This is a genomic window from Bacillus cereus group sp. MYBK216-1 (assembly GCF_051916495.1).
GTDB classification, from domain to species: domain Bacteria; phylum Bacillota; class Bacilli; order Bacillales; family Bacillaceae_G; genus Bacillus_A; species Bacillus_A thuringiensis_K.
In genome coordinates, this window is the sequence record NZ_JBQAGT010000005.1 from 15070 (window position 1) to 40861 (window position 25792).

The window sequence follows — 25792 nt, forward strand, 5'->3', positions numbered from 1 at the left end:
TAGTAAGGAGATATTGCTAGATGAACATAGAACAATTTCAATCTATGCTAGAAGAGAAGGGAATTACCCTCTCTTCTAGACAGTTAGAGCAGTTCAAAATCTACTTTGAAACATTAGTAGAGTGGAATGAAAAAATGAACTTAACGGCTATTACAGAAAAAGAAGAAGTATATTTAAAACACTTTTTTGATTCCATTACAGCTGCTTTTTATTATGATTTTTCAAAACCATTCTCAATTTGCGATGTTGGTGCAGGGGCTGGATTCCCAAGTATTCCTTTAAAAATTTGTTTCCCGCATTTAAAAGTAACAATTGTAGATTCGTTGCAAAAACGTATTAATTTCTTAAATCACTTAGCCCAAAAGTTAGAATTAAGTGATGTTGCATTTTGTCACGATCGTGCTGAAACGTTTGGGAAAAAAGAAGGTGTACGTGAATCATACGATATTGTAATGGCACGTGCAGTTGCGCGTCTTTCTGTATTAAGTGAGCTATGTTTACCGCTTGTAAAAGTTAGAGGAACATTCATTGCAATGAAAGGTGCAGCAGCAAACGAAGAAATTGAAAATGGTAAGTATGCTTTAGAGGTGCTAGGCGGAGAGTTAAAAGAGATGTCTACGTTCCAATTACCGTTTGAAGAGAGTGAACGTAATATTTTATTAATCGAGAAAAAGCGCAAGACACCAAAGAAATATCCACGCAAACCGGGAACACCCAATAAATTACCTATTGAAAAATAAATCTTATTAGACGTAAGATTAAATTATATAAATGAAAACGTAAATGTTTCATAGGAAACATTTTATGGAGAATAGTCAATAGGCCTAAAAGGTGGTGGAATATGTATGAAAAATACGTTTTCTCGTTTATTTGGCTTTGGAGATAAAGAGAGCGAATTCGAATTACAAGACGAAAGCCATGAAGAGATAGATAAAAAGGTATATGAAGAAATACAAGAAATTCCGATAGTAAATATTACCCCTAACCGTTATCAACCAAGAACAGTTTTTGATGATGCGCGTATTGATGAGCTAGCATTAACAATTCGTACACATGGACTTATTCAGCCGATTGTTGTAAGGCAATATGAGGATGATAAGTACGAGATTATTGCTGGAGAAAGACGTTTTCGCGCGGCAACAAAGTTAGGTTGGGAAAAGGTTCCTGCAATTATAAAGAACTTAAATGATACAGAGACAGCTTCTGTAGCTTTAATTGAAAACTTGCAACGTGAGGAACTAACAGCAATCGAGGAAGCTGTGGCATATCAAAAGCTGATTGAGTTACATAATTTAACACAAGAAGCATTGGCACAACGACTTGGAAAAGGACAATCTACAATCGCAAATAAGTTGCGATTGTTAAAGTTGCCTGAAGAAATAAAGAATGCATTATTAGAAAAAAGTATTACAGAACGTCACGCCCGCGCTCTCATTCCTTTAAAAAATGAGGAATTACAACTGAAGGTTTTACAGGAAATTGTGGAGAAACAACTAAATGTAAAGCAAACAGAAGAACGAATTGCGAAGTTACTAGAGGAAGCGAAACCGAAGCGTAAGGCAAAGCAAAAAGCAGTAAGTCGAGATACGAGGATTGCTATGAATACAATTAGACAATCTTTACAAATGGTTACTGAAAGTGGTTTGAATGTTAATTCTGAGGAAGAAGAATTTGATGAGTACTATCAAATTACAATTAAAATTCCAAAGAAAAAATAATAATGACGTGCTAGAGACCTTATCCTATTGGAGAGGTCTCTTTTACTATATTTTCTTGTTAAATGAAGAAGGAGTTTAGAAATAAATTTTGAAGTTTAATAAAGGACGTAAAAGAAAAAGTTTTATTTCATGTTACAATAAACGTAATTGTTACTAGAATAAGATAGAAAGGTTGAAAGTAGGTGACATCATGGGAAAAATCATTGCTATTGCTAATCAAAAAGGCGGTGTTGGAAAAACAACAACATCTGTTAATTTAGGGGCTGGATTGGCGCAAGTAGGTAAAAAAGTCCTTCTTGTAGATATTGATGCTCAAGGAAATGCAACGACTGGTGTGGGAATTGAAAAATCTGAATTAGATCAATGTATTTACAACGTTCTTGTGGAAGATGCAGATGTTCAAGGGGTTATACAGAAAACCGCAACTGAAAACTTAGATGTTCTACCCGCTACAATTCAATTAGCTGGTGCTGAAATTGAATTGGTACCGACTATTTCCCGGGAAGTACGTTTGCAAAGAGCATTACAGCCAGTTCGTGATGAATATGACTATATTATTATCGACTGTCCCCCATCTTTAGGGTTATTAACGATTAATGCATTAACAGCAGCAGATTCTGTTATTATTCCTGTACAGTGTGAATATTACGCACTAGAAGGGTTAAGTCAGCTATTAAATACAGTTCGACTTGTACAAAAACATTTAAATAAAAATTTAGCAATTCAAGGTGTATTGTTAACAATGTTGGATGCCCGTACAAATTTAGGGATCCAAGTTATAGATGAAGTGAAAAAGTATTTTAGGGATAAAGTATATCGCTCGATTATTCCGCGTAATGTACGCTTGAGCGAGGCTCCAAGTCATGGGAAACCTATTATGCAGTATGACGCTAAATCAAGAGGAGCAGAAGTATATATAGATTTAGCAGAGGAAGTGATTGCAGGTGGCTAAAGGATTAGGAAGAGGAATTAATGTGTTTTTTCCTGATTTAGATGTGAAAGAAGAGGAAACAATTCAGGAGATTCTTGTAACTGAATTAAGGCCGAATCCATATCAACCGCGTAAACACTTTAATAAAGAGGCGATTCAGGAATTAGCAATTTCGATTAAGGAACACGGTATTCTACAACCATTAATTGCTAGGAAGAGTATTAAAGGATATGAAATTGTTGCAGGTGAAAGACGATTTCGTGCTGCAAAAGAGGCTGGTTTAGAAAAAGTACCTGCGGTTGTAAGACAATTAACTGAACAGCAAATGATGGAATTTGCTTTGTTAGAAAACTTACAACGAGAAGATTTAAATCCTATGGAAGAGGCAATGGCATACCAGATGTTAATGAATGAGCTAAATGTAACGCAAGAACAATTAGCGAAACGTCTTGGTAAAAGCAGACCTTACATTGCAAATTATACTCGGTTATTAAGCCTACCTTCTTTCGTACAAGATATGATTGCAAATGGTCAACTTTCAATGGCTCATGGGAGAACTTTACTTACGATAAAAGATGAAGAACAATTGAAGTCCTTATTGAAACGCATTGAAAAAGAAGGATTAAATGTTCGTCAATTAGAGAAAATCGTCCAAGAGATTAATCAACACGTTTCACGTGAAACAAAAAAAGTGAAAAAAGAGCGGAATATATTTTTCGTAGAACGTGAAACGTTCTTAAGAGAAAAGTTTGGCACAGATGTGAAAATTAAAGAAACGAAAAAAGAAAAAGGTAAAATCGAAATTGAATTTTTCAATAAAGAGGATTTAAATCGTATTTTAGAATTATTAGCGCAGAAAAACTAAAAAGCAAACCATCTTATTATTTATAGATGGTTTGCCTTTTTTAATACAGATAATTTTTGATCTGTTTCTTTTATACTTTGTGCAATTACATCAGCCATTTTCATGACTAAACTTAATCTTGTATTTTGCAGGACGAAAAACTCCATAAAACCGTTTAGATTTACGATGCCATGAATATGTAAATCACCAACTGCAGGTAATTTCTTGTTCATTGCAGCTCCAGGTTTACTAGGCCCCATTCCGGTAGTGATAGAACCGATACTTTGAGATTTTCCTAAACAGGCATCAACCGCAATTATAAACGAGGTAGGATTATCTTTCTGTATATTCTGAATCCTCTCTTCTAAATTTAGTGCATGGACTGGCTCATCTAGTGTGCCGAACACTTGGAAGTTTGTAATTCCTACTTGTTCTAGTTTTGTACCGACTAACGGACCGAGTGCATCACCTGTAGAACGATCTGTTCCGATACAAACGAGAATAATTGGTATATGGGTTTTAATAGGAATGTGGGAAAGTAAGAAGTTACTAATTGTCTCGGAGGCTTCTAAATCTTGGTGCATAACATTTTGAGTTTCTTTTTCGAAAAAAGGTAAGCGAAAACTTCCAATATTCATGAAGCACCCATCCTTTTAATAAATTTTCAAAATATGTTATATGGTGAGTAAAATGGAAAACTATAAGTGCGTACTTACTGTAAAACTTAAGCGAAAACGGAAATAATAGTACTAGTATATATATATTCGCTCCATTTTATACCTGTAGAGAAGTTAACAAATACAATTAAAGTCATAAAAATTTTTCAGCAATTAGAAGACTTCTGATACAATAGGAAGGATAACTAAAAAGAAATTTTGGCTGGAGAGGTAGAGGTACATGGATTTATTAACGAAGTGGTTTAATTCTACGAAACAGTATTTATTAGATGCTGATCGTTGGGCAGATATTGGAATTGCGGCATTAAAAATATGTATCATTTTAACAATTGGTGCAATTGTAGTGAGAATTGCAAGAGCGGTTGTACGAAATGCGTTTCGTATGGGAAGTCGTTCTCCAATTCAAATTTCAGAACGTCGTACAGTTACAGTAGCAAAGTTACTTGAAAATATCGTGGCATACGTTGTTATGTTCATTATGTTAATTGCGATTTTAGGTGTGTTTAATATTAATGCATCAGGTTTATTAGCCGGTGCTGGGGTAATTGGTTTAGCTGTCGGATTTGGCGCTCAAAGTTTAGTGAAAGACGTTATTACAGGTTTATTTATTTTGTTAGAAGATCAGTTTTCAGTTGGCGATTATGTTAAAATCGGTCAATTTGAAGGAGTCGTTTTAGAAATTGGACTTCGTACAACGAAAGTAAAGAGTTGGACAGGTGAAATTCATACCTTACCAAACGGAAGTATTATTCAAGTTACTAACTACTCAGTTAGTAATAGTGTAGCGTTTGTTGATATATCTATTTCATATGAGGCTGATATTGCGAAAGCAGAGCAAGTTATTGAAGATTTATTAGTAGAATTACCTTCAAAGTACGAGAAAATGGTAACAACACCTCAATTATTAGGTGTGCAAACATTAGCTGCCTCAGAAGTTATATTACGTGTTATTGCTGAAGTAGAGCCGATGCAACATGCAGTTATTGCAAGGGCACTTCGTAAAGAGATTAAAAATCGTCTTGATTTACATGGAATTGAAATTCCATATCCACGTATGGTTTTATATAATCGTGAAGAATTAGTTAGTGGAAAAGCAATTTAGTATGGAGAGGAGTTTGGAGAGTGGAGCAAAAGGAATATAACTTGTATGATGTTGTGGAAATGAAGAAAGCCCATCCATGTGGCGAGAATCGTTGGAAAATTATTCGTATGGGAATGGATATCCGCATTAAGTGCGAGGGGTGTGACCATTCAGTAATGATTCCTCGAAGAGAGTTTGATCGTAAGGTGAAAAAAATACTTGTGAAGCACGAAGAATAGAGCGAGAGTAACAGTTACAGTAGGTAACTGTTACTTTTTTTCGTTTGGCGGAAACTTGTCATTTTTTTCGTTACTATCTATAATGATGAAAGATTGAGACATAGGAGTGAAAAATATGGGATTAACGGCTGGGATTGTTGGATTACCTAACGTAGGGAAGTCAACTTTATTTAATGCAATTACACAAGCAGGAGCAGAATCTGCAAACTATCCATTCTGTACAATTGATCCAAACGTAGGGATTGTAGAAGTACCAGATGAGCGTTTAAATAAATTAACGGAATTAGTAGAACCGAAAAAAACTGTTCCGACTGTATTTGAGTTTACTGATATTGCGGGTATCGTAAAAGGTGCTAGTAAAGGTGAAGGATTAGGAAATAAATTCTTATCGCACATTCGCCAAGTAGATGCAATTTGCCAAGTTGTTCGTTGTTTTGAAGACGAAAATATTACGCACGTTTCAGGGAAAGTAGATCCGATTGATGATATTGAAACAATCAACTTAGAGCTAATTTTAGCGGATCTAGAATCTGTTGATAAACGTATCGAGCGTGTTGCAAAATTAGCAAGACAAAAAGATAAAGAAGCAGTATACGAGCATGAAATTTTAGTTCGCTTAAAAGAAGCTTTTGAAGAGGGCAAACCGGCTCGTACTGTTGAATTTACAGAAGAGCAAATGAAAATTGTTAAAGGCCTTCATTTACTTACAACGAAAGAAATGCTATACGTAGCAAACGTAAGTGAAGATGATGTTATGGATCCTTCTGAAAACAAATACGTAAAAATGGTAAAAGAATTTGCTGCAAATGAAAATTCTCAAGTAATCGTTGTATGTGCAAAAATCGAAGAAGAAATCGCTGAACTAGACGAGGAAGAGAAAAAAGTATTCCTTGAAGAACTAGGCATTGAAGAATCTGGTTTAGATCAATTAATTCGTGCTGCATACAATTTATTAGGACTTGCTACTTACTTCACGGCTGGCGTTCAAGAAGTACGTGCTTGGACATTTAAACAAGGAATGAAGGCACCACAATGTGCTGGTGTTATTCATACAGACTTTGAACGTGGATTTATTCGTGCAGAAACAGTTTCTTACGATGACTTAATGACAAACGGTTCTATGACAGCTGCAAAAGAGGCTGGAAAAGTACGTTTAGAAGGAAAAGAATATATCGTAAAAGACGGAGATGTTATGCACTTCCGTTTTAACGTTTAATTTAATATTTCCTAGGAAAAATAAAGATATGAGCTTGGCAAATATATTATATGTTTGCCAAGTTTTTTATGTATTGGTGAGTTGATTCATATAACTTACTATGATATAATCTAAACTCGTGAGTAATTACTATAAATTAATTGCTCCTTGCCCATTACGGGCCGTTTAGACCAAAAGGAGGTGAAAGTGTAATGAGAAAGTACGAAATTATGTACATCATTCGTCCTGGCGTTGAAGAAGAAGCTCAAAAAGCTTTAGTTGAACGTTTTGCAGGTGTTTTAACAAACAATGGTGCAGAAATCATTAACACGAAAGAGTGGGGTAAGCGTCGTTTAGCTTACGAAATCAACGACTTACGTGAAGGTTTCTACATGATCTTAAACGTGAAATCTAACGCAGAAGCGATTAACGAATTCGACCGTTTAGCTAAGATCAACGAAGATATCCTTCGTCATATCGTTGTTAAAGAAGAAGAAAAATAATTGATATATAAGGGAGAGTGGTTCGATTGATGAATCGTGTTATCCTCGTTGGTCGTTTAACTAAGGACCCTGACTTACGTTACACGCCCAATGGTGTTGCAGTAGCTACTTTTACGTTAGCTGTGAATCGCGCATTTGCCAATCAACAAGGTGAGCGTGAAGCTGACTTTATTAATTGTGTAATATGGCGTAAACAAGCAGAAAACGTAGCAAATTATTTGAAAAAAGGTAGCTTAGCAGGCGTAGATGGACGTCTTCAAACTCGTAATTACGAGGGACAAGATGGTAAACGTGTATACGTAACAGAAGTTCTTGCGGAAAGCGTGCAATTTTTAGAGCCGCGTAATGGCGGTGGGGAGCAACGTGGTTCATTTAATCAGCAACCATCAGGAGCTGGTTTCGGTAACCAAGGCTCTAACCCATTTGGTCAATCTAGTAATTCAGGTAACCAAGGTAACTCTGGATTTACGAAGAATGACGATCCATTTTCAAATGTAGGTCAACCGATCGACATTTCCGACGACGATTTACCGTTCTAATACAGTAAATTTGTTAGTTTTAACAAAGAATGGAGGGAAATAGACATGGCAGGACGCAAAGGTGGACGTGCGAAACGTCGTAAGGTGTGTTTCTTCACAGCTAACGGCATCACACGCATTGACTATAAAGATGTTGATTTATTAAAACGTTTCGTTTCTGAGCGTGGTAAAATTTTACCTCGTCGTGTAACAGGAACAAGCGCAAAATACCAACGCAAACTTACAGTTGCAATTAAACGTGCTCGTCAAATGGCACTTTTACCATATGTTGGTGAATAATAGCGTATGAAATGCACAGTAGAGTCGGACTCTACTGTGCATTTTGCTATGCTTTTCTTTTTTGAAAGAGAGGTTAAAATGTGAAACAAACAAAGTTTATTACAGAAGGTGCAGCATTATTAGCTATATATGCAATGTTATTGCTTATATCTATGTATGTTCCGATTTTGGGTACAGTTGTAACTTTTGCGTTGCCGTTACCATTTATACTATTAATAATAAGACATAAACTATCTAATGTGCTCTTGGTTTTTGTAGCGGCACTTTTTGTTACTATTATTGTGAGTCAACCGCTGAATTTAGTGAAGACAATTATGTTTGGATTGATAGGCATTGTTTTAGGATATATGTAAAAAACAAGAAAAAAGCCAGTGGAAATCTTAATAGCGGGGACGCTTGCATACTTAATTGGTTTTGTACTTATTTATGTTGCAAGTATAAAGTTTTTCAACATAGATATAATGAAGCAAATGCAAAGTATGTTTAGTGAAAGTATGGCGAAAAGTGAAAAGATAGTAAGTGCTACTGGTATGCCGATTAGTAAGGAACAAAAAGAGTTACTTGCACAAATGAATGATATATTACAATCGTTACTTCCGAGTATACTTGTGCTAGTTTCAGTATGTTTTTCTTGGATTACAGTGATAATATCAGGTAGTGTTTTGAAAAAGTTAAAATATGAAGTTATATCTTGGCCTAAATTTAAAGATATACAATTACCAAAGAGTATCATTTGGTATTACGTTATATTTATTTTATTAGCAACTTTTATAAAAGTAGAACCAACATCATATTTACATATGGTATTTTCTAACCTAAATGTAATATTTGCACTATTGCTTGTACTGCAAGGCCTGACATTTATCTCCTTTTTAGCGTATAGAAAAGGTTTTACTAAAGGGGTTCCTATTATTAGTTTTATTGCATGCATGTTTATTCCGATGTTGTTTCCTCTTGTGACAATCTTAGGTATAATTGACTTAGGGATTTCATTGCGTTCTAAAATAGGTGGATAAAATAATATTCCTTATACTATTTTAATCTGTTTAACTAACTGGAAGGTGAGTTAGTTTTACTTTATAGGAGTTGTATACATGCCTGAATTTGATAAGAAACAGTGGTTTTTATATCCTGTTTATGTATTGGCATTTTTTGTATTTGTGCTCATTTCAATTCTCTGTTATTTTCATTTAATTATGGGAATAGCTGCTTTTGTCATTTTTTGTATTGTATTCTTTATCGTTATACGATTTGAACTTAATTTTCAAAGGAATTTCGAAAAGCATACGACAGATATGATTACAAGAGTAAAGAAAGTAAGTAATGAAGCATTTAACCAAATGCCGATTGGTATTTTGTTATACAATAAGGATTATGGGATTGATTGGGCAAATCCTTATTTATCTTCATGTCTGGGACAGCATGCATTAGCTGGATGGCACCTTTACGATGTATCAGAAACATTACTTCTTTTCATTAAAGGAGAAACTTCTGATGATATAGTCTCTTTAAATAATCGAAAGTTTCGCGTTTTTGTAAGGAAAGAAGAAAAGTTAATTTATTTCTTTGATGTAACGGAACAAACAGAAATCGAAAAGATGTACGAGGATCAAAGGACTGTTTTAGCTGTCATCTATTTGGATAATTATGATGAAGTTACACAAGGATTAGATGATCAACTACGTACGAATATAACAAGTCTTGTGACATCACGACTAAATGAATGGGCACTTAAGTATGGTGCATATTTAAAACGTGCATCTTCAGAAAGATTCTTCGTTGTGCTAAATGAAAGTATTCTGACGCAGATGGAGAAAGGGAAATTTAGTATTTTAGATCAGGTGCGTGAAGAAACATCTAAAAGGAATATACCACTTACATTAAGTGTCGGTGTCGGATCAGGTGATTTACCTTTATCAGAGCTTGGAGCAATGGCTCAATCTGGTTTAGACCTTGCGCTTGGGCGTGGGGGAGACCAAGTAGCTATTAAACAAGCGACAGGTAAAGTTAAGTTCTATGGAGGTAAGACAAATCCGGTTGAAAAACGTACCCGTGTACGCGCTAGGGTCATTTCGCATGCGTTAAAGGATTTAGTATTAGAAAGTAGTAATGTCATTATTATGGGGCATAGGGCTCCCGATATGGACGCAATTGGTGCTGCGATTGGTATTTTAAAAGTTGCTCAATTAAATGATCGTAAAGGATATATTGTGTTAGATGAAAATGATTCCGATAAAGGAATTAAGCGCTTGATGGACAAAGTGAAACAAAATGAGGAGTTATGGTCTCATTTTATTACTCCAGAGCAAGCGATGGAATTTGCAAATGATGAGTCGTTACTTGTTGTTGTCGATACGCATAAACCTTCTATGGTGATGGAGCAAAAACTGTTACATAAAATTGAAAATGTAGTAGTTATTGATCATCATCGCCGTGGAGAAGATTTTATTGAAGACCCATTGCTAGTTTATATGGAACCATATGCTTCTTCAACGGCAGAATTGGTTACAGAATTACTTGAGTATCAACCTAAAAATTTAAAGATGACAATGTTAGAAGCGACGGCATTGTTAGCGGGTATTATTGTCGACACGAAAAGTTTCACGTTCCGGACAGGGGCTCGTACATTTGATGCTGCTTCTTATCTGCGCTCACATGGTGCAGATACTGTACTTGTACAAGAACTTTTAAAGGAAGATATGGATCAGTATTTACGGGTTGCAAAAGCTATAAAAAATGCGTACATTTATAAAAATGGAATTGCGATTGCTAAAGTTGATAGTGATGATTACTACGATCAAGTGCTTATTGCGCAATCAGCAGACACGTTATTAACGATGACAGGGATTATTGCATCATTTGTTGTTGCAAAACGTGGCGAGAATCTCATTGGAATTAGCAGCAGATCTTTAGGTGAAGTGAATGTGCAGCTAATTATGGAAAACTTAGGCGGTGGCGGGCATTTGACGAATGCAGCCACACAAATGAAAAATGTTACAGTAGATGAAGCTGAGGAGAAGCTTCGATTTGTTATTGATGACTATTTACAGGGAGGCACACAATCATGAAAGTAATTTTTCTAAAAGACGTAAAAGGTAAAGGTAAAAAAGGAGAAGTAAAAAACGTACCGGATGGCTATGCAAATAACTTCTTACTAAAACAAGGATTAGCTGCTGAAGCAACAAATAGCAGTATGAAAACTTTAGAAGCTCAAAAGCGTAAAGAAGAAAAAGATGCAGCAGCAGAGCTTGAAAATGCAAAAGAGTTAAAAGAGACTTTAGAGAAATTAACTGTAGAATTAAAGGCGAAATCTGGAGAAGGTGGCCGTTTATTTGGTTCTATCACAAGTAAACAAATCGTGGATGCAATGCAAAAATCACACAAAATTAAGCTTGATAAACGTAAATTTGAAATGGACGATGCAATCCGCGTGTTAGGTTATACAAACGTTACTGTGAAATTGCATCCACAAGTAACAGCAACAGTAAAAGTTCATGTTAGTGAACAATAAAAATAAATTAAGCAAGGAGGATTGCGTATGAGTGATGTACTTGCTGATCGTACCCCTCCGCATAATATAGAGGCTGAGCAGGCGGTTTTAGGGGCCATATTGATTGATCAAGATGCGTTAACTTCAGCATCAGAGTTATTGGTACCTGATTCGTTCTATCGAACGAAACATCAAAAGATTTTTGAAGTCATGCTTGGGTTATCTGATAAGGGAGAGCCGATCGACTTAGTAATGATGACATCAGCAATGGCTGATCAAGGATTACTAGAAGAAGTTGGTGGGGTTTCTTACTTAGCAGAGTTAGCAGAAGTTGTGCCAACTGCAGCTAACGTAGAATATTACGCACGCATCATCGCTGAAAAGGCGCTTTTACGTCGTTTAATTCGTACGGCAACTCATATTGTATCGGATGGATACGAGAGAGAAGATGATGTAGATGGTCTTTTAAATGAGGCTGAGAAAAAAATATTAGAAGTATCCCATCAAACGAATGCAAAAGCATTCCAAAACATTAAAGATGTTCTTGTAGATGCTTATGACAAAATTGAACTTTTGCATAATCAAAAGGGTGAAGTTACTGGGATACCAACTGGGTTTACTGAATTAGATAAGATGACAGCAGGTTTCCAACGAAATGATTTAATTATCGTGGCAGCACGTCCATCAGTAGGGAAAACGGCATTTTCATTAAATATCGCACAAAACGTAGCGACGAAAACGGATGAAAATGTAGCGATTTTTAGTTTGGAGATGGGTGCCGACCAGCTTGTTATGCGTATGCTTTGTGCAGAAGGGAATATTGATGCACAAAGACTTCGTACTGGTTCATTAACTTCTGATGATTGGGCAAAGTTAACAATGGCAATGGGGAGTCTCTCGAATGCTGGTATATATATTGATGATACGCCAGGTATTAAAGTAAATGAGATTCGAGCAAAATGTCGTAGATTAAAGCAAGAACAAGGTCTTGGTATGATTTTGATTGACTATTTGCAGCTTATTCAAGGAAGTGGGAAATCAGGAGAAAACCGTCAGCAGGAAGTATCAGAGATTTCTCGTACCTTAAAAGGGATCGCACGTGAATTGCAAGTGCCTGTTATTGCTTTATCACAGTTATCTCGTGGTGTAGAATCTCGTCAAGATAAACGCCCGATGATGTCTGATATTCGTGAATCTGGAAGTATTGAGCAGGATGCCGATATTGTAGCTTTCCTATATCGTGAAGACTACTATGATCGAGAAACGGAAAACAAAAATACAATTGAAATTATTATTGCAAAACAGCGTAACGGTCCAGTAGGTTCAGTGGAACTTGCATTCGTCAAAGAGTTCAATAAGTTCGTTAACTTAGAACGTCGTTTTGAGGATGGACATGCTCCACCGGCATAAAGGCAGTATAAAAAAGAAACACATTTCTTATAATAAGATGTGTTTCTTTTTTTTTATAAGAAAGATAAGGCTTTCATAAGTTAAATATATAATTCTTACGAACGAAAAAGTTTTTTTGTGAAAAAATGTTCGCTTTTCGGTTGACTTCTTTTTCGGTTTTGGTACAATTATATTGTTTGAATAGATCGTTTGAAAATTGCGGAGGTGCTTTAATAATGTCTTCAGTAGTAGTTGTAGGAACACAATGGGGCGACGAAGGAAAAGGTAAAATCACTGATTTTCTTTCTGAGCATGCGGAAGTAGTTGCAAGATATCAAGGTGGAAATAACGCGGGACATACAATTGTTTTCGGCGGAGTTAAATATAAATTACACTTAATTCCATCTGGTATTTTCTATAAAGAGAAAATTTGTGTAATCGGAAACGGATTAGTAGTAGATCCAAAAGCATTACTTGAAGAGTTAAAATACTTACACGATCGTGGTGTAAGTACTGATAATTTACGTGTAAGTAACCGTGCACACGTTATTTTACCTTACCACTTAAAACAAGATGAGTTAGAAGAAGCAAGTAAAGGTGATAACAAAATCGGTACAACGAAAAAAGGTATCGGTCCTGCATATATGGATAAAGCTGCTCGTATTGGTATTCGTATGGCTGATCTTTTAGACCGTGAAGCATTTAAAGAGAAGCTTGAGCGCAATTTAGTAGAAAAAAATCGTTTATTTGAAAAAATGTATGATACAGAAGGTTTCACTGTAGAAGAAATTTTCGAAGAGTACTTCGAGTACGGGCAACAAATCGCGCAATATGTATGTGATACGTCTGTTGTATTAAATGATGCATTAGATAATAATCACCGTGTATTATTTGAAGGTGCACAAGGTGTTATGCTTGATATTGACCATGGTACGTACCCATTCGTTACATCTTCTAACCCAATTGCTGGTGGTGTAACAGTTGGAACTGGAGTTGGTCCTGCGAAAGTTACTCGCGTTGTAGGTGTATGTAAAGCATATACAAGCCGCGTTGGTGATGGTCCATTCCCTACTGAGCTTCATGATGAAATTGGTCATCAAATTCGTGAAGTTGGTCGCGAGTATGGAACGACAACTGGTCGTCCACGCCGCGTAGGTTGGTTCGATAGCGTTGTTGTAAGACATGCACGTCGTGTTAGTGGTTTAACGGATCTATCATTAAATTCTATCGACGTTTTAACAGGTATTCCAACTCTTAAAATTTGTGTTGCTTACAAATACAATGGCGAAGTTATTGATGAAGTTCCAGCTAACTTAAACATTTTAGCAAAATGTGAGCCTGTATATGAAGAGCTTCCAGGTTGGGAAGAAGATATTACTGGTGTAAAATCATTAGATGAACTTCCTGAAAATGCACGAAAATACGTAGAACGTGTTTCTGAGTTAACAGGAATTCAAATATCTATGTTCTCAGTTGGACCAGATCGTAACCAAACAAATATTGTTCGTAACGTATACGAAGCTTAATTAATATTTTTTAGAAAAAACTCATGTCCGCATGAGTTTTTTCTTATTTTTTTATAAAAAACGAAAAAAAGTATTGCAATAAATACAGAATACATGTTATGATAAATCTTGTCGTCACGAAAATATGACGTTGGTGAGTATGAGCCATTAGCTCAGTTGGTAGAGCATCTGACTTTTAATCAGAGGGTCGAAGGTTCGAGTCCTTCATGGCTCACCATTTTATTTTTCGTGGCCCGTTGGTCAAGTGGTTAAGACACCGCCCTTTCACGGCGGTAACACGGGTTCGAATCCCGTACGGGTCATGTTTTTTTTGCTTATTTTTGGTCCCGTGGTGTAGTGGTTAACATGCCTGCCTGTCACGCAGGAGATCGCCGGTTCGACCCCGGTCGGGACCGCCACTTTTGTTTATACCACCATTAGTGGTTTTATATATAGTTTTGGCTCGGTAGCTCAGTCGGTAGAGCAGAGGACTGAAAATCCTCGTGTCGGCGGTTCGATTCCGTCCCGAGCCACTCTCAGGATATTAAGTGGGCCCACTTAATATCCTTTTTATTTATGTAATTTTACAAAACTGAGTAGTTATTTTAAAATAGAACGAGGAGCCTCTAGCAGTTGAAGCTAGAGGTTTTTCTATAGATCGTATAGGATGCCGTGTAAAAGTGGATCATACATGAGTCTATGAGAATAGAGGAGAAAATACTTAAACAAAGGATGCGGTCATATAGGACATACTATGTAAACATCAATATGTTTAGGGATTATTGACCATATTTTTATAAGGAGGAAATAGACGATGATGGGAAAGAAAATTTTAGTAGTTGATGATGAAAAGCCGATTGCAGATATTTTGAAGTTTAACCTAGAAAAAGAAGGTTTTGAAATAGTAATGGCGCATGATGGTGATGAAGCAATTGAAAAGGCTAATGAAGAACAACCAGATATGGTTTTATTAGATATTATGCTACCAGGTAAAGATGGCTTAGAGGTTTGCCGTGAAATACGTAAAAGTTCAGAAATGCCGATTATTATGCTTACAGCAAAGGACTCTGAGATTGATAAAGTATTAGGGCTTGAGCTTGGGGCAGATGATTATGTAACGAAGCCATTTAGTACGAGGGAATTACTTGCTCGTGTGAAGGCGAATTTACGCCGTCATCAACAAGGTGGTGCTGCAGAAAAAGAGGAAAATACAGAAATGGTTATTGGACCAATTGTAATTAATCCAAATGCATATAGTGTAACGAAGCGAGAGGAAAACATCGAGCTTACGCACCGTGAATTTGAGTTGCTACATTATTTAGCGAAACATTTGGGACAAGTTATGACACGCGAACATTTATTACAAACAGTTTGGGGTTATGACTATTTTGGAGATGTGCGCACAGTAGACGTAACAGTACGTCGTTTGCGTGAAAAAATTGAAGATAATCCAAGCCATCCTACTTTAATTGTAACTAGACGTGGAGTAGGGTATTACTTGCGTGACCCAGAGCAGGAATAGTATATGAAGAAAGTTGGTTTTTTTCAATCTATTCATTTAAAATTTGTGCTTATATATATGCTATTAATATTAATAGCGATGCAAGTTATTGGAGTGTATTTCGTAAGAGAATTAGAGAAGAGCCTAGTACAAGGTTTTAGGGATTCTTTAACGCAGCAAACAAACTTATTATCATATAATTTGAAGCAAGAGTTTAAAAAAAGTTATACAAAAGCAGAAACAGAGTCAACAGATGAAACGATTAAAACTTCAATTCGAAAATTTGCCTCTGATCAGAAGAAAGTTATACAAGAGGTAAGCGTATTTGATTCGCATAGAAAGTTACTGGCTATTTCAGATGAATCAAAGCAGAATAAGGTGAATCGAACATCAACTGATATAGCTGTTCAGCGAGTGTTAGTACAAAAAAAGCCGGAAGTGAAAATTGAGAAGGATGGTAGTACAGGTCATCGTGTTCAAGTTATGCTTACTCCGATTCTAGATGATAACGGTAAGGATGCGCTTGGTGTTATTTACATTGTGGCATCTATGGAAGATGTATATAAACAAATGAAGGATATAAACCAAATTTTTGCTACTGGAACAGTAATTGCTTTATTAGTAACGGCCGTACTTGGAATTTTATTGGCTCAAACAATTACAAGACCAATTTCAGATATGCGGAGACAAGCAATCGAAATGGCAAAAGGAAATTATTCGAGAAAAGTAAAAGTGCATAGCCATGATGAAATTGGACAACTGGCATTATCCTTCAATAATTTATCAAAAAAATTACAACAAGCTCGTTCTTCTACGGAAAGTGAAAGGCGTAAATTATCATCTGTTTTATCACATATGACAGATGGAGTAATTGCTACTGACCGAAAAGGGGATATTATTTTACTAAATGACCCTGCGGAAAAGATGTTAAATGTTTCTCGTGAAACAGCGCTCGATCAATCTGTTTTAGAGGTATTAGGGATACAGGAAGAATTTACGCTCGATCATTTATATGAAGAGCCAGATTCTGTTTTATTAGATTTTAGTACGAGAAACGAACCATATATTTTACGTGCTAGCTTCTCTGTTATTCAAAAAGAAACAGGGAAGGCAAATGGCTTAATTGCTGTACTATATGATGTAACAGAGCAGGAGCGTATAGAACGGGAACGCCGTGAGTTTGTGGCGAATGTCTCTCATGAATTAAGGACGCCATTAACGACGATGCGCAGTTATTTAGAGGCACTTACAGATGGAGCGTGGCAGGATCCGAATATTGCACCACAATTTTTAACGGTTACACAAGAAGAAACAGAAAGAATGATTAGACTTGTAAATGCGTTGTTACAGCTATCTAAACTTGATAGTACAGAGCATCGTTTAATGAAAGAATGGGTCGACTTTACTGATTTCTTTAATAATGTTATTGATCGCTTTGAAATGTCTAAAGAGCAAAATGTAAGTTTCAAACGATCTTTCTCTAAAAAATCTAGGTTTATTGATATGGATACTGACAAAATTACTCAAGTGCTGTATAACATTATTTCTAACGCATTAAAGTATTCACCAGAAGGTGGAACAGTAACATATCGTTTACGTGATCGCGGTGATTTATTAGAAATTAGCGTAAGTGACCAAGGAATGGGTATTCCAAAAGAAAACGTTGATAAAATCTTTGAACGTTTTTATCGCGTAGATAAAGCTCGTTCAAGACAAATGGGTGGTACGGGACTTGGATTAGCAATTGCAAAAGAAATGATTGAGGCACATGGTGGCTCTATTTGGGCGAAGAGTGAAGAAGGAAAAGGGACAACTATTTATTTCACGTTACCAATGGCAGCAGATGAAGAGGACGATTGGGAATGAGTATGGAAAACTTTAAAACAATAGTTTTAATTAACCTAGTTGTAATTAGCCTATTTCTTACTTTTAACCTATGGACGTATGTGCCAGATTCTACATCCATGCAAAACGCGAAATTTGTACAGGGGAATGAAGGAATGAACCAAACTAAAATTTCCGATGTTGTCCGTCCTACTTCTATCATCGTGCATAAAGATAAAAATCATTATGGGAGCAGAAGAGAGGCAGATATAGAATCAATCTATAAGCCTCTGGAAGTAGGGGAACTACATGGTTTTAGAGAGATATCAATCACTAAGGGTGATTTCCTTTCATATGTGCATGGTGAAGGGAAAGTTGAACTGGTTTTCCCTACCGACATCCCATTTGATGCAGTTAAATTCATGTTTAACATGAAAGAGAAGAGTACAGATAAGCCTAAACACTTTAATCGTATTCTCCTCGATCCTTCTCGAAGTAAGGATCAAGAAATTAAAATTAACTTTGTTTCTGATGGTGATAACTTTAAAATATATGAGGCAAAACTAAGTGGTGTGTATTTAAAAGATATTGTAAATGCCCAAAATCAATTTATAGTATCAGCAAAGCCTTATTTTGATTATCAACTCAATGATATGAAAAAGTTATTTTTACCAGATGGAACGACAGAGTTAAACAATATAACATATATTTCATCTAATTTAGCAGTTGATACGTTTAAAAATGCTCTGTTTAGTGATCCTCGTTATTTAAGTCCGATTACCGAGATGTCGAAAGAAACATTTACAGATGGTATTAGATCCATGGAAATTGAAAACGATCGTCACATGCTAAAGTATAAAAACTCTTCTGTCTTAACTGAGAAAACGATAGATAATTTAATGCTTTTACAAAAAAGCTTTGAATTCGTAAGTGGTCACAGTGGGAGTTTGGATTCATATCGTTTGGACTATATGAATAAAGGAGAGACAGTATTTCGTTTAAATGAAGATGGATATTCAGTATTCAATGAAGATGGATTAGCTGAATTGAGACAAATATGGGGATCAGAAGAAGTAATGGAATATGAAAGACCGCTGCTGTCTTTAAATACTAAAGGTATAGAACAGAAGGTTACTCTTCCGTCAGGGCATGTTGTAATAGCATCCCTAGAAAATAATCCAGAGATAAAGAAACAAGTAATTAAGGATATTGGCATTGGATACAAGTTATCACTAGATGGGCAAGTAGTTCGACTACAACCAATTTGGTATGTAAAGCTTGTTGAAGGTGAAACAGGTAAACAGAAAATCTATGAGTGGAGTGAGGGAGGACTAAATGGATTGGGATCGGATTAAAACCATATTTATTGTGACCTTTTTTGTTTTGGACCTCTTTCTCATTTTTCAATTCATTCAAAAGCAAGATAGTAATCAATTGGAGCTTATTGCAGAAACAAAGATAGATCAAGAATTAAAAGCAAACAAAATTACTATGGGGAATATCCCTAAAGAACCGAAAAAAGAGTCGTTTATTAGAGCGGAAAATAAAGCCTTTAAAGAAGAAGATATACAGTCTTTGAAAAATCAAACGGTGCATATACAAAATATGTATAAGATAGAAAGTAAGCTAAAAGAGCCTTTTTTAAATACGAAATCATTATCAAAAGATAAGTATAATGAATTTTTGAAGAACTATGTATTAGATGGACAAAAGTATGAATTTGGAGCGGTGAAAGACTCTAAAATTTATTTCTTTCAAAAATATAAAGATAAGCCTATTTTCTATAATAATCAGGCGATGATTGTTGTGGAATTAAATGAAAAAAATGAACTTGTTTCATATACGCAGACAATGCTAACTGATTTAAAAGAAATGGGCGAAGGTGAAAAAACGAAAGACCAAGAAATTATTACGGCTCAAACAGCTTTAGAAAATTTGTATTTAAAAAATAAAATTCATGGAAATACGCATGTTAAAGAAGCACAAATTGGTTATGCCACTCTTACCGCATCTACTTCTAATAACCAAGTACTTGCTCCAACGTGGAATTTAAAAACGGAGCAGAAGCAGGACTTCTTTGTGAATGCAATTGAAGGACAAGTTATGGAATTAGGGGAAAAGGAAAATCAAGTGGTGGATGAACATACTGGAGTGAGAAAGAATGGGGTTGCATTTTAGCGTACTTGCAAGTGGAAGTACAGGAAATATGCTATACGTAGGAACCGATGAAAAAAAATTACTAGTCGACGCAGGTTTAAGTGGTAAGGCAACAGAGGCTTTATTTAAACAGGCAGAACTGAATATAAATGATGTATCAGGTATTCTTGTAACGCATGAGCATAGTGATCATATTAAAGGATTAGGTGTATTGGCACGTAAATATGATCTACCTGTTTATGCGAATGAGAAAACATGGAATGCAATGGAACATTTAATAGGAAATATCCCAACTGAGCAAAAGTTCATTTTCTCAGTTGGGGATGTGAAAACATTTGGTGATATTGAAGTCGAGTCATTTGGAGTTTCTCATGATGCAGCAGAACCGATGTTTTATGCTTTCCATAACAATAATAGAAAATTAGCACTTATTACAGATACGGGATACGTAAGCGACCGTATGAAGGGCGTTATTAAGGGAGCTAATGCTTTCGTATTTGAAAGTAATCATGACGTAGAAATGCTTCGTATGGGACGTTATCCATGGAGCATTAAACGACGTATTTTAAGTGACGTTGGGCATGTTTGTAATGAGGATGCTGCATTAGCGATGGCAGATGTAATTACAGATGAGACAAAGCATATTTATTTAGCCCATTTAAGCTTAGATAATAACATGAAAGAACTAGCGCGTATGTCAGTATCACAAGTATTAGAGGAAAAAGGATTTGGGGTGGGTGAATCCTTTGAAATTCACGATACAGATCCAAAAATGCCTACAAAAATTCAATACGTATAATTCTTCATTTTAGTAAACAATAAAGGTGAATATAGTTGTTTTCAGGAAGATAGGTGAACAAATATGTCCTTTATTGATGAAGAAAATTATCGTATGAAACGTGCAGGAAAAAAGAAGCACAAAGGTATAGTTCTTTCTAGTATAGCGGGAACAATTGTAGGAGCTTCTTTATTTGCGTTTGGAGCGCCTTTATTTTCAAATTCTGCTGATACGCTTCCGCAAGCTGAAGCAAGCGGAAGTAATATGGCGGAAGCTCAAGGGATTAAACAGATTAGCTTTGTAGATGCTGTTGATCGTGCATCTGAAGCTGTTGTGGGTGTTATTAACATTCAACGAGATAACTTTTCAGAGGCAGATTCAGAGGCCGGTACAGGATCAGGAGTAATTTATAAAAAGACAGATGGTCAAGCTTATATTGTAACGAATAATCATGTTGTAGCTGGAGCGAATCGTATTGAAGTAAGTCTAAGTGACGGTAAGAAGGTTCCTGGAAAAGTATTAGGAACCGATGTAGTCACAGACTTAGCAGTATTAGAAATAGATGCAAAGCATGTGAAAAAAATAATTGAAATTGGCGATTCTAATACTGTTCGTAGAGGAGAGCCAGTCATTGCGATTGGAAACCCACTTGGGCTGCAATTTTCTGGAACAGTTACACAAGGTATTATTTCAGCTAATGAACGTATTGTCCCTGTAGATTTAGATCAAGATGGACATTATGATTGGCAAGTAGAAGTGTTACAAACAGACGCAGCGATTAATCCGGGTAATAGTGGCGGTGCACTTGTAAATGCAGCAGGACAATTAATTGGTATTAATTCAATGAAAATTGCTGCAAAAGAAGTAGAAGGAATCGGCCTTGCTATTCCGGTGAATAGAGCTGTTCCGATTATGAATGAACTTGAGAAGTATGGAAAAGTAAGAAGACCGTATGTTGGGATTGAACTTAGGTCATTAAATGAAATTCCAAACTATTATTGGTCAAAAACATTACATTTACCGGGTACTGTAACAGAGGGAGTTTGTATTTTGGATGTGAAAAGTCCTTCGCCAGGTGCGGATGCTGGTTTAAGAGAACATGATGTTATTGTGGCGGTAGATGGAAAACCGATTCGCGATATTATTGGATTCCGTACGGCCTTATATGATAAGGAAATTAATGATAAAATGACTCTTACGTTTTATCGTGGTACAAAAAGAGTAACAACAACAGTAAAATTAGGCATTCAAAAGTATTAAAAACAGGAGGGCCTACCTCCTGTTTTCTATTGTAGAAAAGTGAGGCGAAGAAAATGAATTTACCTTGTTGTTTAGAACATGTTGAATTAGCGTTAGATATTATTGTGGATGAGTGTGAAGTTGCGCCAGTTATCAACAATGTGGATAACTCAGAAAAAGAGAAAAAAACATGTGAATTTTGTCAAAATGAGGCGACATATGTTGTATCGAACACAGATTCCCACACAATATGTGGGTAGTATTTGTGGATATGTGGATAAGTTTTGTGGATAACATGTTTGTAAGGTGGAGGATGCGTGTGAATATCTCGATTATTTCAATTGGGAAATTAAAAGAAAAATATTTGAAACAAGGTATAGCAGAATACTTAAAACGATTATCTGCATACGCAAAAGTAGAAGTAATTGAATTGCCTGATGAAAAGGCGCCAGAAAATTTAAGTGAAGCAGAAATGTTAATTGTAAAAGAAAAAGAAGGTATACGTATACTGGATAAAATTTCTGATGACACGCATGTGATTGCATTAGCTATAGAAGGAAAGCAAAAATCATCAGAAGAATTTGCGGTAAGTCTAGATCGCCTTGCTACATACGGAAAGAGTAAAGTCGCATTTGTAATTGGTGGCTCACTTGGACTAAGCTCAGAAGTGATGAAGCGTTCAAATGAATCACTTTCTTTTTCAAAGATGACATTACCACACCAATTAATGCGATTAGTGTTGCTTGAGCAAGTGTATAGAGCGTTTCGGATTAATCGTGGGGAACCGTATCACAAGTGATAGTAAAGCAGAAGTTTGAATTTTTAATTACATATTTTTAAAATTTGTAATTGTAAAGCTATAGGTATTATATATTACATTAAAAGAGTTATAGAGAATAAATAATAAAGAGCGCTTATAATAAGCGCTCTAATGTAATTCTTCTAAAACTGTTTTTATAGCTTTTACAAAATCATGTTCTTTAGTTTTATCTACATTAATACCTATAGGTATTAAATTTCTTTCTAATAATTCCCCAGAATCAAAAGGATGTAAATTTGGAACTATAATAAAATGTTCGCCTTTTATTTGTGCAAAAATCTTATCATAAAGGTCTTTGAAATATTCATCATCAAATGAAAAACCAATAAATAATAATGTTTTGTTACTCATAACGCCATTGAGAACAGACTTTATTTTCTCCTCTGCATATAGCTTATCATAATCATCTTTTGTAACTATCATTGAATTAGGTATTTCTACATTACCATGAAGGTGAATTACTTTTTGTGAATCTTCATCCATTAAGTCTTGTAAATCATCAACATTTCCTAATATTTGTGGCATTATAAACTCACCAGTATAATCCCTCAAATAATCAGATACTATGTTATCGTAATTCGTGGTAAGAATAAATTGTGTATCTAGCTTTAAAATATCTAAGATGTTATGGTTGTTACTATTATTTTCCTTAATATAACGAGATTTGATAATCTCCTTAATATCTTTTTTTATTACTTGTTCGGTTTTATATAATACAGAATAGAGTTTTAAAAAACTTAAAGCCTTGAGGTAATCTCCGCGTTTTATTAAATCCCTATATTTTTTTTGATTGGCGTCTACAAGTCCCTTATCTAATTCAAGAAGTAGTTCTCCCCAACTTGGTAAATTAAAAGGAATTGATACTCCTGCACCAAGAAAAGGAATTAGTTTATCAGTTCGATTTTTTAATCTATCTAGGTTACCTCTAAAATCATCTATTAGGTATTTTTTTAAATTCTCTTTTTTATGTTCCCCAATTACTTCTAAAAAGTTAGAATTTAACATATAGGTTTCGTTTATTATATGATTTTCTGAATTAGCTAGACTTTGTCCACAGTATTTGCAAGTTTCGTTAATACTAACTGCAAAATCAATTGAATCTGTAATTTCACAATCATAGGAAATATATTTTGAAATAAATCTTGTTCGTAATAATTCATTTAGAATAATATCAAGTTCAGGCATTTCGAAGTCATAATGTAGCAAACGCTCTTTTGGGAAAATTTCAGATTTTACAACTTCAGCTAAAGTGTTTAATTTTTCGAGTACCTCATCTTCACTTATGTGTAGCTTGTTGCTCACGGTATGAATTAACTGTTCTAATAACATAATGAATTACCTCCTTATTTAGGGGTCTACCGGCAAGGAAAACGATTCTAAATTGATTGCTTGTAGAATAGATTGTCGTTTGAATGACATCTATATCTGTTTCATCAATAAAATTATAATCGGTAAACCAGGAAATTGACCAGTTATCTAATCCTAATGCTTGTTCAAAATTGAAATAGAGACTGTGAAACATATCAGATGCTGAAACTGGGTATTTTGCATTAGAAGATTGAGTGGAACTCCTACCAGATTTACTAGATGTAAAATTAATACGGGTAGGGTATCCAACAAGCTTATCTTTTTTTGCCTTTTTTACTAAAGCAAGGGGCTCAATTTTATATTCAATATAATAAGATAATAATAAAGAGCTTATCTTCTTTCTTAAATCTCTCTTATCTGTTGCCTTAAGGTTATCTGTTTTGTTAAATAAGGCATTGTTTAATTTTTTAACACTATCTTTAACAGTGTTATCTGTCTGTGAATGTAAATTTTCCCGTATATCCTTTAATAGACGGTCATCTAGTTCTTTGCAAAACTTATACATACCTAGACGATCATCTTTAACTACAGGTTTTTGTAAGGATACACCAAGGGTTTTAAGAAGTTCAAGAGAAGCTTGTTTGTGAATTTGGTGAATAGTCGTAGATGTATTTGAATCTTCTTTTGTTAAACCTAAAACATTTCTAACCATTGTTAAAGCAATTTTATTTTGAAAATCAAGTTCGATTCCCGCAATAAAATATGCTGGACCTTTTGTACCTTGTGGAACTACTTCAACAAATAAAAACCTAGCATTAGTTACTATACCATTACTTTCGGTATAATCAAGCCCTGCGATAAAGGTACTATTTGGGATAGTTATATTTAAAACATCCATTAAATAAAACCCAGTTTCACTCATTTGGTCATTAAATGTATTAGGTATGGAGCCATTAATATTAATTTCGTTTATTAAGTGCTTTATATTTTTTTTAAAAGAATTAACTTCCAGGTTTGGGTGTGAAGAAATCTTTTCAACAAAAATATTTTTGAGATGACTATATAGAATATTTTCAAAGAAAATTTTTCCGACATCTTTAGGTTGCTTAGCTAAATTCTCCATTAAATAAGTATAATATTGTGGAAAATCGATGTTTTGTATCTCTTCAGGAATAGTATATATTGATGAAGCATCCTTTTTAAAATTTTCCACGTCAATAAAATCGAGAAATTTATATCCATTAAAAACATACATAGAATTTGCAATTTCCATTTTAAGTCCCCCTTAATTACTAAATTATAGCATAATGTAAAAAATTTACGTTGAGATGAATATTTAATATAGGAATATAAATTAATAAAAACGTAAAATTCGGATTTATTAATTTAAAATACATAATTATAGAGAAGTCGCCCCTTAATAAAACGGGCGACAATTTATTTTTCTGTATTCTCTGTAAGGTCGATTATATCCCTAATATCATTAAGTTCTAGAGTGTTTGCGATTTTCTCAATATGATAAAAATTAATGTTCTTCCTTTTTTGATTAGCTAATTCACTTAAAGCAGCGTGGCGGATATCAGTTAACCTTGATAATTCTCGTAAGGATATTCCTTTTTCTTTTGTTATTTCATGAATTTTTACTATAACTTTTTTAGTCATCTTAATCCCCACCCAGCCTTTATCAGTTGACTTTATGGAGAAAGATACCATATAATTTTCAGAAAAGTGGTACGCATTAGCGTACCGTTTTTAGTAAGAATAAGTTCCTTTTG

The 25792-nt window shown here is 35.0% G+C and carries 26 protein-coding genes, 4 tRNA genes and 1 pseudogene; 27 read left to right on the plus strand and 4 right to left on the minus strand.

Features of this window, described 5'->3' with window-relative positions:
- The first annotated feature begins 20 nt into the window (after positions 1–20).
- The 4 genes from rsmG (at position 21) to spo0J (ending at position 3514) form a co-directional block, all read left to right on the plus strand.
- Positions 21–740, plus strand: a complete 720-nt coding sequence (rsmG, locus tag ACTFRH_RS18325; RefSeq protein WP_001019630.1) for a 16S rRNA (guanine(527)-N(7))-methyltransferase RsmG — start codon at positions 21–23, stop codon at positions 738–740.
- Positions 741–845: 105 nt separating this feature from the next.
- Complete coding sequence (noc, locus tag ACTFRH_RS18330) at positions 846–1718, plus strand: nucleoid occlusion protein (protein ID WP_000799014.1); 873 nt, start codon at positions 846–848, stop codon at positions 1716–1718.
- Positions 1719–1908: 190 nt separating this feature from the next.
- Complete coding sequence (gene soj / locus ACTFRH_RS18335; RefSeq protein WP_000516114.1) at positions 1909–2670, plus strand: sporulation initiation inhibitor protein Soj; 762 nt, start codon at positions 1909–1911, stop codon at positions 2668–2670.
- Complete coding sequence (gene spo0J, locus ACTFRH_RS18340; protein ID WP_001051832.1) at positions 2663–3514, plus strand: stage 0 sporulation protein Spo0J; 852 nt, start codon at positions 2663–2665, stop codon at positions 3512–3514. The genes soj and spo0J overlap by 8 nt, the downstream gene beginning before the upstream one ends.
- Before the next feature lie 20 nt (positions 3515–3534).
- Here spo0J and yyaC read toward each other — a convergent pair whose 3' ends face one another.
- Positions 3535–4131, minus strand: a complete 597-nt coding sequence (yyaC, locus tag ACTFRH_RS18345; RefSeq protein ID WP_001020731.1) for a spore protease YyaC — start codon at positions 4129–4131, stop codon at positions 3535–3537.
- A gap of 259 nt (positions 4132–4390) precedes the next feature.
- Here yyaC and ACTFRH_RS18350 point away from each other — a divergent pair, with 259 nt between their 5' ends.
- The 23 genes and pseudogenes from ACTFRH_RS18350 to rlmH all read left to right on the plus strand — a co-directional run bounded on the left by ACTFRH_RS18350 (position 4391) and on the right by rlmH (position 22688).
- On the plus strand, positions 4391–5272 hold the full coding sequence (locus ACTFRH_RS18350) for a mechanosensitive ion channel family protein (RefSeq protein ID WP_000365109.1): 882 nt from the start codon (positions 4391–4393) through the stop codon (positions 5270–5272).
- Positions 5273–5292: 20 nt separating this feature from the next.
- A complete protein-coding gene (locus ACTFRH_RS18355) occupies positions 5293–5490 on the plus strand; it encodes a DUF951 domain-containing protein (RefSeq protein ID WP_000435485.1) in 198 nt (65 codons plus the stop codon).
- 115 nt (positions 5491–5605) lie between these two features.
- Entirely contained in the window at positions 5606–6706 is a 1101-nt protein-coding gene (ychF, locus tag ACTFRH_RS18360; RefSeq protein WP_000524671.1) for a redox-regulated ATPase YchF, read from the plus strand.
- Positions 6707–6897: 191 nt separating this feature from the next.
- Complete coding sequence (gene rpsF / locus ACTFRH_RS18365) at positions 6898–7188, plus strand: 30S ribosomal protein S6 (RefSeq protein ID WP_001233778.1); 291 nt, start codon at positions 6898–6900, stop codon at positions 7186–7188.
- A 26-nt stretch (positions 7189–7214) separates the two neighbouring features.
- On the plus strand, positions 7215–7727 hold the full coding sequence (gene ssb / locus ACTFRH_RS18370; RefSeq protein WP_000981966.1) for a single-stranded DNA-binding protein: 513 nt from the start codon (positions 7215–7217) through the stop codon (positions 7725–7727).
- Between the two features lie 45 nt (positions 7728–7772).
- Complete coding sequence (gene rpsR / locus ACTFRH_RS18375) at positions 7773–8006, plus strand: 30S ribosomal protein S18 (RefSeq protein WP_000918873.1); 234 nt, start codon at positions 7773–7775, stop codon at positions 8004–8006.
- Between the two features lie 80 nt (positions 8007–8086).
- Positions 8087–9022: pseudogene (locus ACTFRH_RS18380) on the plus strand (YybS family protein).
- A 78-nt stretch (positions 9023–9100) separates the two neighbouring features.
- Positions 9101–11074, plus strand: coding sequence for a DHH family phosphoesterase (locus ACTFRH_RS18385; protein ID WP_001113782.1), 1974 nt, complete (start codon positions 9101–9103; stop codon positions 11072–11074).
- Positions 11071–11517, plus strand: a complete 447-nt coding sequence (gene rplI / locus ACTFRH_RS18390) for a 50S ribosomal protein L9 (RefSeq protein WP_000864229.1) — start codon at positions 11071–11073, stop codon at positions 11515–11517. Before ACTFRH_RS18385 ends, rplI begins: the two co-directional genes overlap by 4 nt.
- Positions 11518–11544: 27 nt before the next feature.
- Positions 11545–12906 (plus strand): replicative DNA helicase, encoded by a 1362-nt coding sequence (dnaB, locus tag ACTFRH_RS18395; protein WP_001286148.1) that lies wholly within the window; start codon positions 11545–11547, stop codon positions 12904–12906.
- 215 nt (positions 12907–13121) lie between these two features.
- Positions 13122–14411, plus strand: coding sequence for an adenylosuccinate synthase (locus ACTFRH_RS18400; RefSeq protein WP_000100238.1), 1290 nt, complete (start codon positions 13122–13124; stop codon positions 14409–14411).
- A gap of 141 nt (positions 14412–14552) precedes the next feature.
- Positions 14553–14628: transfer RNA gene (locus tag ACTFRH_RS18405), tRNA-Lys, on the plus strand.
- A gap of 13 nt (positions 14629–14641) precedes the next feature.
- A tRNA-Glu gene (locus tag ACTFRH_RS18410) sits at positions 14642–14713 on the plus strand.
- 20 nt (positions 14714–14733) lie between these two features.
- Positions 14734–14809: transfer RNA gene (locus tag ACTFRH_RS18415), tRNA-Asp, on the plus strand.
- 41 nt (positions 14810–14850) lie between these two features.
- A tRNA-Phe gene (locus tag ACTFRH_RS18420) sits at positions 14851–14923 on the plus strand.
- Between the two features lie 281 nt (positions 14924–15204).
- Positions 15205–15912 (plus strand): cell wall metabolism DNA-binding response regulator WalR, encoded by a 708-nt coding sequence (gene walR / locus ACTFRH_RS18425; RefSeq protein WP_000971865.1) that lies wholly within the window; start codon positions 15205–15207, stop codon positions 15910–15912.
- A 3-nt stretch (positions 15913–15915) separates the two neighbouring features.
- Positions 15916–17757 (plus strand): cell wall metabolism sensor histidine kinase WalK, encoded by a 1842-nt coding sequence (gene walK / locus ACTFRH_RS18430; RefSeq protein WP_000755369.1) that lies wholly within the window; start codon positions 15916–15918, stop codon positions 17755–17757.
- Complete coding sequence (locus ACTFRH_RS18435) at positions 17754–19070, plus strand: YycH family regulatory protein (RefSeq protein WP_440048789.1); 1317 nt, start codon at positions 17754–17756, stop codon at positions 19068–19070. The genes walK and ACTFRH_RS18435 overlap by 4 nt, the downstream gene beginning before the upstream one ends.
- The gene (locus ACTFRH_RS18440) at positions 19051–19893 is read left to right on the plus strand and encodes a two-component system regulatory protein YycI (RefSeq protein WP_000383738.1); all 843 of its coding nucleotides are present in this window, start codon (positions 19051–19053) and stop codon (positions 19891–19893) included. The genes ACTFRH_RS18435 and ACTFRH_RS18440 overlap by 20 nt, the downstream gene beginning before the upstream one ends.
- Positions 19877–20671: an MBL fold metallo-hydrolase gene (locus ACTFRH_RS18445; protein ID WP_000522837.1), complete on the plus strand. Its 795-nt coding sequence runs from the start codon at positions 19877–19879 to the stop codon at positions 20669–20671. Before ACTFRH_RS18440 ends, ACTFRH_RS18445 begins: the two co-directional genes overlap by 17 nt.
- Positions 20672–20734: 63 nt before the next feature.
- Positions 20735–21910: a S1C family serine protease gene (locus tag ACTFRH_RS18450; protein WP_000008030.1), complete on the plus strand. Its 1176-nt coding sequence runs from the start codon at positions 20735–20737 to the stop codon at positions 21908–21910.
- Between the two features lie 53 nt (positions 21911–21963).
- Positions 21964–22149: a CxxH/CxxC protein gene (locus tag ACTFRH_RS18455; protein WP_001052827.1), complete on the plus strand. Its 186-nt coding sequence runs from the start codon at positions 21964–21966 to the stop codon at positions 22147–22149.
- Between the two features lie 59 nt (positions 22150–22208).
- Complete coding sequence (gene rlmH / locus ACTFRH_RS18460) at positions 22209–22688, plus strand: 23S rRNA (pseudouridine(1915)-N(3))-methyltransferase RlmH (protein ID WP_001027003.1); 480 nt, start codon at positions 22209–22211, stop codon at positions 22686–22688.
- A gap of 129 nt (positions 22689–22817) precedes the next feature.
- On the opposite strand, the gene ACTFRH_RS18465 is transcribed toward rlmH, so the two are convergent.
- From ACTFRH_RS18465 to ACTFRH_RS18475, 3 genes are all read right to left on the minus strand, one after another.
- Complete coding sequence (locus ACTFRH_RS18465; protein ID WP_000923739.1) at positions 22818–24038, minus strand: SIR2 family protein; 1221 nt, start codon at positions 24036–24038, stop codon at positions 22818–22820.
- On the minus strand, positions 23986–25290 hold the full coding sequence (locus ACTFRH_RS18470; protein ID WP_440048788.1) for a hypothetical protein: 1305 nt from the start codon (positions 25288–25290) through the stop codon (positions 23986–23988). The genes ACTFRH_RS18465 and ACTFRH_RS18470 overlap by 53 nt, the downstream gene beginning before the upstream one ends.
- 164 nt (positions 25291–25454) lie before the next feature.
- Entirely contained in the window at positions 25455–25679 is a 225-nt protein-coding gene (locus ACTFRH_RS18475) for a helix-turn-helix domain-containing protein (protein ID WP_000163334.1), read from the minus strand.
- Positions 25680–25792: the final 113 nt, after the last annotated feature.

Bases quoted from the DNA above. Each gene is read 5' to 3' on its own strand.
- ACTFRH_RS18465 (WP_000923739.1), bottom strand. From the start codon at position 24,038: ATGTTATTAGAACAGTTAATTCATACCGTGAGCAACAAGCTACACATA.
- yyaC (WP_001020731.1), bottom strand. From the start codon at position 4,131: ATGAATATTGGAAGTTTTCGCTTACCTTTTTTCGAAAAAGAAACTCAA.
- noc (WP_000799014.1), top strand. From the start codon at position 846: ATGAAAAATACGTTTTCTCGTTTATTTGGCTTTGGAGATAAAGAGAGC.
- rpsR (WP_000918873.1), top strand. From the start codon at position 7,773: ATGGCAGGACGCAAAGGTGGACGTGCGAAACGTCGTAAGGTGTGTTTC.
- ACTFRH_RS18435 (WP_440048789.1), top strand. From the start codon at position 17,754: ATGAGTATGGAAAACTTTAAAACAATAGTTTTAATTAACCTAGTTGTA.
- ACTFRH_RS18350 (WP_000365109.1), top strand. From the start codon at position 4,391: ATGGATTTATTAACGAAGTGGTTTAATTCTACGAAACAGTATTTATTA.
- ACTFRH_RS18400 (WP_000100238.1), top strand. From the start codon at position 13,122: ATGTCTTCAGTAGTAGTTGTAGGAACACAATGGGGCGACGAAGGAAAA.
- ACTFRH_RS18475 (WP_000163334.1), bottom strand. From the start codon at position 25,679: ATGACTAAAAAAGTTATAGTAAAAATTCATGAAATAACAAAAGAAAAA.
- walR (WP_000971865.1), top strand. From the start codon at position 15,205: ATGATGGGAAAGAAAATTTTAGTAGTTGATGATGAAAAGCCGATTGCA.
- ACTFRH_RS18440 (WP_000383738.1), top strand. From the start codon at position 19,051: ATGGATTGGGATCGGATTAAAACCATATTTATTGTGACCTTTTTTGTT.
- ACTFRH_RS18445 (WP_000522837.1), top strand. From the start codon at position 19,877: ATGGGGTTGCATTTTAGCGTACTTGCAAGTGGAAGTACAGGAAATATG.
- walK (WP_000755369.1), top strand. From the start codon at position 15,916: ATGAAGAAAGTTGGTTTTTTTCAATCTATTCATTTAAAATTTGTGCTT.
- ACTFRH_RS18455 (WP_001052827.1), top strand. From the start codon at position 21,964: ATGAATTTACCTTGTTGTTTAGAACATGTTGAATTAGCGTTAGATATT.
- rsmG (WP_001019630.1), top strand. From the start codon at position 21: ATGAACATAGAACAATTTCAATCTATGCTAGAAGAGAAGGGAATTACC.
- rplI (WP_000864229.1), top strand. From the start codon at position 11,071: ATGAAAGTAATTTTTCTAAAAGACGTAAAAGGTAAAGGTAAAAAAGGA.
- ACTFRH_RS18385 (WP_001113782.1), top strand. From the start codon at position 9,101: ATGCCTGAATTTGATAAGAAACAGTGGTTTTTATATCCTGTTTATGTA.
- dnaB (WP_001286148.1), top strand. From the start codon at position 11,545: ATGAGTGATGTACTTGCTGATCGTACCCCTCCGCATAATATAGAGGCT.
- ACTFRH_RS18450 (WP_000008030.1), top strand. From the start codon at position 20,735: ATGTCCTTTATTGATGAAGAAAATTATCGTATGAAACGTGCAGGAAAA.
- soj (WP_000516114.1), top strand. From the start codon at position 1,909: ATGGGAAAAATCATTGCTATTGCTAATCAAAAAGGCGGTGTTGGAAAA.
- ychF (WP_000524671.1), top strand. From the start codon at position 5,606: ATGGGATTAACGGCTGGGATTGTTGGATTACCTAACGTAGGGAAGTCA.
- rpsF (WP_001233778.1), top strand. From the start codon at position 6,898: ATGAGAAAGTACGAAATTATGTACATCATTCGTCCTGGCGTTGAAGAA.
- ACTFRH_RS18470 (WP_440048788.1), bottom strand. From the start codon at position 25,290: ATGGAAATTGCAAATTCTATGTATGTTTTTAATGGATATAAATTTCTC.